Source organism: Roseivivax marinus, from assembly GCF_900109705.1.
Classification (GTDB): Bacteria; Pseudomonadota; Alphaproteobacteria; order Rhodobacterales; family Rhodobacteraceae; genus Roseivivax; species Roseivivax marinus.
Map to the genome: position 1 here is coordinate 536416 of NZ_FOAI01000001.1, position 9266 is coordinate 545681.

Sequence of the window (9266 nt, forward strand, 5' to 3'; positions counted from 1 at the left end):
TTGGGCCTTCGGCTATCCGATGCTGCCAAGGACCGGGAAGGTTTCGAGCAACCAAAAGGCCAGACGGTTGATCTGACCGGTCATCACTCCGATCCCCATCAGCACCATCAGCCCGCCCGCGATGCGATAGAGCCACCGGCCTGTCGCGCCGATCCGTTTGAGTTTGCCCGCGATTTCATTGGTAAAGAGCGCGATCAGCAGGAACGGCACGCCCAGACCCACGGAATAGATGGCTAGAAGCGCCACGCCATCCGCGTCCGATGTCGCGCTCACCGCGAGGATCGAGCCGAGCACTGGCCCGATGCAGGGCGTCCAACCAAAGGCAAAGGCGAGGCCCAGAAGATACGCCCCCACCGCGTTGCCGCCTTTCGTTGCGACATCGGGCCTTGTGTCGCGCATCATCGCGGGGACCCGGATCGCCCCCATCATCACCAGCCCGAAAAGTACGATTAGAGCGCCCCCCGCAAGACCCAGTTCGTATTTCCAGCGCAGCAGCATTCCGCCCAAAAGGCTTGCCCCGGCCCCGAGCGCCACGAAGACCGTGGAGAACCCGAGCACGAACCAGAGGCTCAGGATCACACTGCGCACCCGGTCGCCGATGGCTGTCGCCGTTCCCGATGCCGGAGCAGGTTGCCCCGCGATATAGGATATATATCCTGGAGCCAGTGGCAGAACGCAGGGTGACAGAAACGAGACCGTCCCGCCCAAAAAGGCTGCGATGACTCCCACACCGGAGATTTCGAACATTCAGTTACCGCCTTTCCTGCACCTCAGTCGAACGGGCTTTGAAGGGCTACGACGGGTTTAGCTTCAGGAGAAGCTCCTAGACCTGGCGCGGCGCCGCCAGGATGATCGCTGCCCCGACAAGGCAGATTGCGGTGCCGATCACATCCCACCTGTCTGGCCGCTGTCCTTCGATCAGCCACATCCAGAGAACCGAAGCCGCGATATAGACGCCCCCGTAGGCCGCAAAAGCGCGCCCCGCCGCGGTGGCCTCGACTTGGGCGAGTAACCACCCGAAGAGCGCAAGCGCAATAAGACCCGGGGCCAACCAGAGCGGCGAGGTCCCGAGGCGCCACCATGCCCAGATGGCGAAGCAACCGGCGATCTCGGCCAACGCGGCCAGAGGATAGACGATCGCCGCGCCCATGCCTCACGCCCCGATCTCGTCGTGGTCGGTCAGGCATGCGGAGTGATCCCGCAGAACCTCGAGCACGCGGCAATCGGCCGTCCGCCCGCCGCTGCATTCGTGCACCATCCGATTCAGCTCCGTGCGCAGCGCCTCGAGCCGAGCGATCCGCCGCTCCACCTGCTTCAATTGCCGCCGCGCGATCGCATCGGCCTCATGGCAGGGCCGGTTGGGATGGTCGCCGAGGTCCAGCAGTTCCCGAATGGCATCGAGCGAAAAGCCAAGCTGGCGCGAATGGCGGATGAAGGACAGCCGGTCGAGCTCGGCATCGCCATAGCGCCGCTGCCCGCCTTCGGTCCGGCCCGGCTCGGGCATGAGTTCGATCTGCTCGTAGTAGCGGATGGTCTGCACCTTGGTGCCGGTCTTCTTCGCCAAGCTGCCGATCGTGAGCATCTACGCCTCCATAAAACGTACAGTCGTGGTAGATTTGATGGGCCGCTTTGGCAACGACGACATGGCTTTCACATGCATGTGACAAAGTGCGGCAGCCGCGACGAAAGTAGTTGAACCTCCAGTGGCTAGAGGATGTATCCGCGCCGTTATCAAAAACGGCAGGCAGGCGGTTTACGTGACGCTGACACTCCTTCGAAAAGTGCTTTGGGCGTCGGTGGGCGTTGCAGCCTTGGCATTGGTCTGGCTTCTTCTCTGGGCGGATTATCGTGCCGATCGTGCGCGCACCGAGACGGAACCCGTTTTCCGAGCGGATTTCGAGCTGACCGACCACAGGGGGATGGTCCGCACCCAGGAGGATTTTGCGGGCGAGTGGATGCTGATCTTCTTCGGTTTCGCCAATTGCCCGGATATCTGCCCGACCACCCTTTCCGAGGTTGCCGCGGTCATGGACGGTCTGGGGGAGAACGCGGAGCAGGTTCAGCCGCTCTTCATCTCGATCGACCCCGAGCGCGATACGCCGGAGAACCTTGCCGACTATGTGCCGGTTTTTAATGCTGGCATTCTCGGCCTGACCGGAACGTCCGACCAGATCGAACGAACGGCCGAGAACTTCCCCATCTTCTACGAGAAAATCGAGGAGGCCTCCGCGCCGGGCGGTTACACGATGAGCCACACGTCACACCTGTTTCTGTTCGGTCCAGATGCGGGCCTCGTCACGACCTGGAGCTATGGGACGCCAGCCGAGGAGATCCTCGCCGATCTGCGGAAACGGATCACCAGATGAAACCGAGAGTTTCCGCCGATACAGCACTCACCGCTGCATGGATCGTGGCGCTGGCTGCATCGCTCGCCGTCCTGTTCATCGGCGAGGTGCTGGGTCAGATGCCGTGCCTTCTGTGTTGGTACCAGCGCGCGTTCATGTTCCCGCTGGCCGTCGTTCTGGGTCTCGGGCTGTGGTGGCAGGACCGCCGCGTCGGGCGTTACGGCGTGGCTCTCGGCCTTGGCGGAGCAGCGATCGCGCTCTGGCACTCGGGTCTCTACGTCGGTCTCGTTCCCGAACCGATCCAGCCCTGCACAGCGATCGGTCCTTCGTGTACCGACGTCAACCAGTTGGTTCTCGGCATCCCGATCCCGTTTCTGTCGCTCATCGCCTTCGTGCTGGTCGTCGGGCTGTCGACGCTTTCCTTGAAGGAATCACATTCATGAACCGAAAAACACTCGTCCTGTCAGTCCTAGTGCTTGCCCTCGCCGGCTTCGCGCTCGCTGCCTGGTTCGCCACTCGTCCCGCGCCAGTAGCGCAGACCGCGTCGGTTCCGGCGGAACAGGCGGAGGCCCTATTGCGCCCCTATTCGCCGATCCTGGGACCGGAACAGGCGCCGGTCACCATCGTCGAGTTCTTCGATCCGGCCTGCGAGGCCTGCCGTGCCTTCTATCCCGTGGTGAAGGACATCATGGCTGAGCATGGCGATGCCGTCCGTCTCGCGATCCGCTACACCCCGTTCCACGGGGAAGCCTCCGAAGAGGCCATTCGCGTCCTGGAAGCCGCCCGGATGCAGGATGTCTATGAGCCCGTTTTGGAGGCCATCCTGCGCGAGCAACCCCGCTGGGCGTCGCATGGCGCGCCGGAACCGGGGCTGATCCTCGAGGTCGCCGCCACGGCGGGTCTAGATGCTGAAGCCGCAGAGACGCAGATGATGGCTCCTGACGTCATCGGCATACTCAACCAGGACCGAGCAGACGTCGAGACCGTCGGCGTGAGCGGGACGCCGACCTTCTTCGTCAACGGCAAGCCGCTTGATCCATTCGGAGAGGCGCAACTCCGGGCGCTGGTCGCGTCGGAAGTCGCGGCCGCCGGAAGCTGATCCGACGGGCGCGCAATCGAGAATCGAGAAGGAGCTGCAATGAAATACACCATCCACGCCGCGTGCTCAGTCCTGATGCTGCCGTTCATGCTTGCGACGTCGGCAATGGCCGGCTCCGCCGATGTCGTCGTCGAGAACGCCTGGGCGCGGGCCTCGATCGGCACCTCCCGCCCCGGCGCAGCTTATATGGAAGTCCACAATGCGGGTGACGAGCCGGTCACGTTGACCGGGCTCCGGACAGACCTCGCCATGCTGCCCGAAGTTCACCGGACCGCGACGGACGAGCAGGGTGTGAGCTCGATGTCTCCGGCGGGCCAGATTGTCATTGCACCTGGCGAGACCGTCGCGTTCGAGCCCGGCGGCCTGCATGCCATGCTGATGCAGCTTCAGCGCCCGATGGAAGAGGGCGAGACCTTTCCGTTGACGCTGACATTCTCCGATGGCGGAGAGACGACGGTCGAGGTGCCGATCCTCGGGATCGCAGCGCGCGGGCCGGAGGATTGATGCAGAGCAGATCAGTTCTCGGCTACGGTGCCGCGGCGCTCGGTGTGCTCGGGCTCGCTCTATTCGTCGGCTGGTGGCAGGTCGACGGCCCCGGAGCGCCTGTACCGGACGACGGACGGCCGTTGCCGCTCACCGCGATGGAGTTCGACCTCACCGATCACGAAGGACGTCCGGTTGGACCGGATACGCTGGTCGGGTCGCCCTCAATGGTCTTCTTCGGCTTTACTTACTGTCCGGATGTGTGCCCGACGACGCTTGCAGACATTTCCGGTTGGCTGGACGCCTTGGGAAGGGATGCTGAACAACTGAACGTTGTCTTCATCACCGTCGATCCGGAGCGGGACAATGTCGATGCGATGGCGGAGTACGTCGGCTATTTCCACCCGGCGATCCGTGGCTGGACCGGTCCGGAGGAGCAGATTGCTCTGGCGGTCGAGGGTTTCCGCGCGACCTACGAAAAGGTCCCGACTGACAGCGGCGACTACACCATGAACCACACGGCGAGCGTCTTCCTGTTCGACGCCGAGGGACGCTTCGTGACCACTATCGACTACCACGAACCGAGAGAATTCGCGGTTCCGAAAATCCGTCGTGCAATGAATGAAAAAGACGCAGAGGGGGCAACATGAGGTTGGGATATTGGGCGGCCGCATTGGCGATGGCGGGCGGCGTCTCGGTAACGGCAATTGCCTTGTCCAGTGTGGCGGCGAACGAGCCGGTACCATCGGGTTTGACCGAGGCTGGCCGCTGGCGCCCCGAGCCTTTCACATCGCCTGTGGAGGCGAACCTGGTGGTGCCCCACGCTGTGTCCGCGGTTTCAGCTTCGCCTACCAGTGCTTCAGCTCCGGCTCTCCCGACCGCAGCGGCGGCGAATGCTCCCTTGCCTGTGATCAAGCCGCCCCTCGCCGTATGGGCTCGTGAAATCGCCTCTGGGGATACGCTCGACGGCCTACTCGCCGAAGCCGGCCTCACCGGGCCGGACCGTGCGGAGACGTCGCTGGCGATCTCCGCAGAATACGATCTGCGTCGCCTGCGTCCTGGCCACGTTCTGACAGTGGAGATGTCCGCCAATGGCAGTCCACGCCGCGTGGCGCTCGATGTGGACGAGGGCGTGCGGGTCGAAGCGACGTTCGGCGATACGCTCTCGACCCGCGTCGTGTCCCCCGAGCCCGAGATCGTGGTGTTGGCCGGAACGACCAGGATAGAGAGTTCGATCTTCGCCGCGCTGGAAGACTCCGGGATACCCTCGCGTTTCGCGGTCGATCTGGCGCAGATGTTGGGGGGTACGGTGGATTTCCGCCGTGACCTCGGCGGGGGCGAGACCCTTCGCCTTCTGTGGCGCGAGGCGCGTGTCGAAGGCGATACCATAGGACAACCCAAGATCGCCTTCGCTTCGCTCGATCTGGGGGACGCACTCTACGAGGTTGTTTGGCCCGAGGACGGCACGGGTCGCGCCACGATGTACCTCAACGGCGAAGTGATTCGCGTCTTCGCTGAGCCAGTTAAGGGGGCTCGGCTTAGCTCCGTCTTTGGTCGGCGAAAGCACCCCATCTACGGCAATGAGCGCATGCATACCGGCGTCGATTTCGCGGCACCGCGCGGAACGTCGGTGCGCGCGACGGCGCCGGGGCGCATAGCCTTCATCGGACGTCGGGGCGGCTACGGGCGCGTTGTCGAAATCGCTCACGGCACGGAGACCATGACTCGCTATGCACATCTGAGCGCTGTGCCCGATGGCCTCGCAGAAGGTCAGCGCGTCACGGCCGGCGACACTATCGGACGGGTGGGGGCGACCGGAACGGCGACAGGACCGAATTTACATTACGAGGTGCGCGTGGAAGGCCGTCCGACCGATCCACTTTCTGACGAGCGGCTGTCGGAAGCGGTCGAGGGCGAAGCTCAGGGCAACGCAGGCCTGGACCGGCTGGCTGAAGCGCGTGCGCGCTTAGAGGACGCGCTCGCTAGCGATCTTGCATCCAACACCAGCGAAAGGCTCTGACCGATGGGAAAGCTGAGCACCGCGGTGACGACTGCCATCGCCCTTTTTCCTGCCGCCGAGGTTTTGGCAGAAGCGACCTCGATTGACGTGCGCAAGACCAACGGCTGTGGATGCTGCCTCGCATGGATGGAGCATCTGAAAGAGAACGGCTTCGCGCCGACCGGACAGGACATGTTCGGTGGCGGGCTCATTCGCTTCAAGTTCGACAATGCCGTGTCGCAGCGGATGGTATCCTGCCACACGGCGCTCGTGGATAGCTACGTGATCGAGGGACACGTGCCGGCGAGCGACATTCGCCGCCTTCCGGAGGAACGTCCGGAAGGCGTCGACCTGGCCGTACCGAAGATGCCTCTCGATTCCCCCGGCATGGATTTCGGCCAGAGACGGGAAGCCTACGATATCTTTCTTATAAGCGATGCCGGTTCGACCAAGGTCTTCGCAAGCTACAAAGGAAACTGATTAATGCCGCAAGCGCACACCACCGGCAAGGCAACCCTTCTGTTCGCGGGCCTGCTTACGCTCGGAGCCTGCACCATTCCTGTTGGCCAGACTCCTCAACCGGAGCCGGGGATCTCGGATGAGATGATGGCTCATTTGAGCGCCATGGCCGCCCCATATCAAAATGTGCAAACCGTAGAACTGCGGCCACAAGACGGCTGCTACTGGTACCGCCATGTCGGGCCGGTTGAGACAACAATGCTGCCACTCCGCACTCCGGAAGGGCGCCCGATCTGCACAGAGCGTGGGGCGCAGGCTGCGAGCTGACAGGATGTGTTTAGTACCCTCACGGCGGGCGACCCTGAATGACCGGCGGTGCCTTCAGCCCCCGTGGGCCGGGAGGGACGTGGGAGACTATCCCAACCGCCGTTCGCGTGGGCTCGCAAGGCGATCAACTATGCGCCGTCACGGGACCGTCGTTTTCAGCCGGATAGAGGACGGCTGTCACGCCGGTTTCGACCTGCTCATAGAGGTCGTTGATATGGGGCATGACCATGCGCACACATCCCGAGCTCGAGCGGGAGCCAATAGAGCGTGGATAGGGTGTGCCATGGATCCGGAGGTAGGTGTCGCGATCACCGACATAGAGATAGAGCGCCCGCGACCCGAGCGCGTTCTCGGGGCCAGGCTCCATCCCGTCCTCATATTGCGCGTAGGCTTCCGGCTCTCGGCGGATCATGTTCTGCGTGGGCGTCCAGTGCGGCCACCTCACCTTCCGGCGGATCGTGTAGGTGCCCGGCTCGTAGAGCCCACCCTCACCGATTGCCACGCCGTACCGCATTGCCGTACCGCCGGGCTCGATATGGTAGAGATAGCGTGCGGTGGCATCGACATGGATGTCGCCGGGCACGAGACCGGGCCGCGCCTCGACTCGCTGCGGCAGCAGTCGCGGGTGCAGACCCCAAGGATTCGTCGTGGCCGGGTCGTAGTTCGCAGGCGTCACCTGCGCGTCCCAGGCGGCCTTCTGCGCCTCCGTCGGCCACGAGTTAGCAAAAGTGGGTCCGGCGATTGGTGCGGAGAACATCGCGGCGGTCGTGGTGATAAAATGGCGTCTTGTGAGCATTGCGATGGGTCACTCCCGGAAGTCTTTGGTTTTTCAGAGCTTCCTGGGAAGCCGTTGGCAAGAATAGACAAGACATCACCGAATGTCTTGCTCGGTCACATGGGTGTGACATCGCAACAGGTCACAGCCGAACATTGCTTCGCGAGCTGGTCCGTCGTGCAGGGATTTCGGGGCCGCGGGATGCGCGCCTCGCCATCTCATTCGATTTCAGTGTTTTATCAGGAGCGCCCATGATCGAGTTGTCTCCGATCGCGCTCGGCTTCCTTGGCAGCCTCGCCGCCGGTCTGATGACCGCGGTCGGGGCGGTCCCTGTGCTCTTTGGCAGGGTCCCGTCGCGTGCCACGCGGGACATGGCGCTCGGCTTCGCAGCTGGTGTGATGCTGGCGGCGTCGTTCTTCTCACTGATCATTCCTGCGCTCGATGCGGCCGAGCCGATGTTCGAGAATGGTGCCATGCCGGCGCTAATCGTCTGCATCTCGATCCTGCTCGGCATGGGGGCGGTTGCGCTGATGAACGAGCGCTTGCCGCACGAGCACTTCAGGACGGGAAGAGAGGGACCAGAAGCCGCGTCGCTCAGGCGCGTCTGGCTCTTCATCATCGCGATCACGATCCACAATTTCCCTGAAGGCCTTGCCGTCGGCGTGGGTTTCGGTGCGGACGGGCTTTCCGGCGGCCTGCCGCTCGCTATCGGTATCGGGCTGCAGAATGCACCCGAGGGGCTGGCGGTTGCCGTGTCGCTCCTCGGCGAGGGCTACCCGAAGTTCCGTGCATGGGGCATCGCCGCCCTGACTGGTCTCGTCGAGCCGATCGGCGGGCTTCTCGGCGCCGGAATCATCACGTTGTCACAACCGCTCCTGCCTTGGGGTCTCGCCTTCGCCGCGGGCGCGATGCTCTACGTCATCAGCCACGAGATCATTCCCGAAACGCATCGCAGCGGGCATCAGAACCGTGCGACGCTTGGCTTGGCCGTTGGTCTGGTCCTGATGCTGTTCCTCGACGTCTGGCTGGGATGAGAGCAATGAAGCGTCCCACCTTTGCCTCAGCTGTTGCAGGCTGCATCGCTGTTGCGGCATTCGTAACCGATCAGGCAACGAAGGCGCTGGCCAGCGCCAATGCCGAAGCCCTTGCCGGCGGTCTCGGCGTCTTCCCCGGCTTCAACCTCGTCCTTCATCGCAACTCCGGTGTCAGCTTCGGCATGCTCAGCGACGTGTCCCCCTTCATACTGGTGGCGCTCGCCTTGGTCATCGCCGCGTGGCTTGCGGTCCTCGCATTCCGGACTGAACGGTCAAGTGATGCCGTGGGATACGGGCTCATCCTCGGCGGCGCGATTGGCAACGTGGCGGATAGGGTGCGGTTCGGCGGCGTGACAGACTTTCTCGACTTCTACATCGGTGAGTCGCACTGGCCCGCCTTCAACCTCGCCGATACCGCAATCTTCTTCGGCGTGGTGGTGCTTCTGTTCTGGCCCCGTCGCCACCTCCGGGGACAGAACGAGGCCACTTGATCAAACGTCTCATGCGGGTTGGTTCAAAACACATCATCCGTCATTCGGTTCTGCCACATGGCGTCGGGGCTTTCATGGCGGGTGCTGCAGCGGTTTTGACGCTACCTCCCTTTTCGATCCTCGCACTCGGTCCCGCCGCCTACGGCGCATTGTTTTTGCTAGGTCGTGTTGACAAAAGGGATTCCCCTCGGGCGTAGGGCATGATTCAAGCTGGCATCTGCGATGGAGACCAGCTTGGCACGAAACCTTATATC

Annotated in this window: 13 protein-coding genes; 9 read left to right on the forward strand and 4 right to left on the reverse strand. The window is 63.2% G+C overall.

Features of this window, described 5'->3' with window-relative positions; genetic code table 11:
• Positions 1-12: 12 nt before the first annotated feature.
• The 3 genes from BMX29_RS02485 to BMX29_RS02495 form a co-directional block, all read right to left on the reverse strand.
• A complete protein-coding gene (locus BMX29_RS02485; protein ID WP_092810101.1) occupies positions 13-747 on the reverse strand; it encodes a cytochrome c biogenesis CcdA family protein in 735 nt (244 codons plus the stop codon).
• Positions 748-823: 76 nt separating this feature from the next.
• On the reverse strand, positions 824-1150 hold the full coding sequence (locus BMX29_RS02490; protein WP_092810103.1) for a YnfA family protein: 327 nt from the start codon (positions 1148-1150) through the stop codon (positions 824-826).
• Positions 1151-1153: 3 nt separating this feature from the next.
• Positions 1154-1582 carry a MerR family transcriptional regulator gene (locus BMX29_RS02495; protein ID WP_043843748.1) on the reverse strand — a complete coding sequence of 143 codons (429 nt, stop codon included), beginning with the start codon at positions 1580-1582 and terminating at the stop codon, positions 1154-1156.
• Positions 1583-1757: 175 nt separating this feature from the next.
• On the opposite strand from BMX29_RS02495, the gene BMX29_RS02500 reads away from it, so the two are divergent.
• From BMX29_RS02500 to BMX29_RS02530, 7 genes are all read left to right on the forward strand, one after another.
• Positions 1758-2366 (forward strand): SCO family protein, encoded by a 609-nt coding sequence (locus BMX29_RS02500; RefSeq protein WP_092810105.1) that lies wholly within the window; start codon positions 1758-1760, stop codon positions 2364-2366.
• Entirely contained in the window at positions 2363-2788 is a 426-nt protein-coding gene (locus BMX29_RS02505; protein WP_043843750.1) for a disulfide bond formation protein B, read from the forward strand. Before BMX29_RS02500 ends, BMX29_RS02505 begins: the two co-directional genes overlap by 4 nt.
• Positions 2785-3444: a DsbA family protein gene (locus BMX29_RS02510; protein WP_043843752.1), complete on the forward strand. Its 660-nt coding sequence runs from the start codon at positions 2785-2787 to the stop codon at positions 3442-3444. Before BMX29_RS02505 ends, BMX29_RS02510 begins: the two co-directional genes overlap by 4 nt.
• Positions 3445-3519: 75 nt before the next feature.
• The gene (locus tag BMX29_RS02515) at positions 3520-3948 is read left to right on the forward strand and encodes a copper chaperone PCu(A)C (protein WP_240094712.1); all 429 of its coding nucleotides are present in this window, start codon (positions 3520-3522) and stop codon (positions 3946-3948) included.
• Positions 3948-4577 carry an SCO family protein gene (locus tag BMX29_RS02520; RefSeq protein WP_092810109.1) on the forward strand — a complete coding sequence of 210 codons (630 nt, stop codon included), beginning with the start codon at positions 3948-3950 and terminating at the stop codon, positions 4575-4577. The genes BMX29_RS02515 and BMX29_RS02520 overlap by 1 nt, the downstream gene beginning before the upstream one ends.
• A complete protein-coding gene (locus BMX29_RS02525) occupies positions 4574-5947 on the forward strand; it encodes a M23 family metallopeptidase (protein ID WP_092810111.1) in 1374 nt (457 codons plus the stop codon). The genes BMX29_RS02520 and BMX29_RS02525 overlap by 4 nt, the downstream gene beginning before the upstream one ends.
• A gap of 3 nt (positions 5948-5950) precedes the next feature.
• Positions 5951-6406: a DUF411 domain-containing protein gene (locus tag BMX29_RS02530; protein ID WP_092810113.1), complete on the forward strand. Its 456-nt coding sequence runs from the start codon at positions 5951-5953 to the stop codon at positions 6404-6406.
• Positions 6407-6836: 430 nt separating this feature from the next.
• Here BMX29_RS02530 and BMX29_RS02540 read toward each other — a convergent pair whose 3' ends face one another.
• Positions 6837-7508 carry a L,D-transpeptidase gene (locus BMX29_RS02540; protein ID WP_092810115.1) on the reverse strand — a complete coding sequence of 224 codons (672 nt, stop codon included), beginning with the start codon at positions 7506-7508 and terminating at the stop codon, positions 6837-6839.
• A gap of 230 nt (positions 7509-7738) precedes the next feature.
• On the opposite strand from BMX29_RS02540, the gene BMX29_RS02545 reads away from it, so the two are divergent.
• Both BMX29_RS02545 and lspA read left to right on the forward strand, forming a co-directional pair.
• A complete protein-coding gene (locus BMX29_RS02545; RefSeq protein WP_043843764.1) occupies positions 7739-8521 on the forward strand; it encodes a ZIP family metal transporter in 783 nt (260 codons plus the stop codon).
• A gap of 5 nt (positions 8522-8526) precedes the next feature.
• The gene (gene lspA / locus BMX29_RS02550) at positions 8527-9012 is read left to right on the forward strand and encodes a signal peptidase II (protein WP_092810117.1); all 486 of its coding nucleotides are present in this window, start codon (positions 8527-8529) and stop codon (positions 9010-9012) included.
• Positions 9013-9266 lie beyond the last annotated feature (254 nt).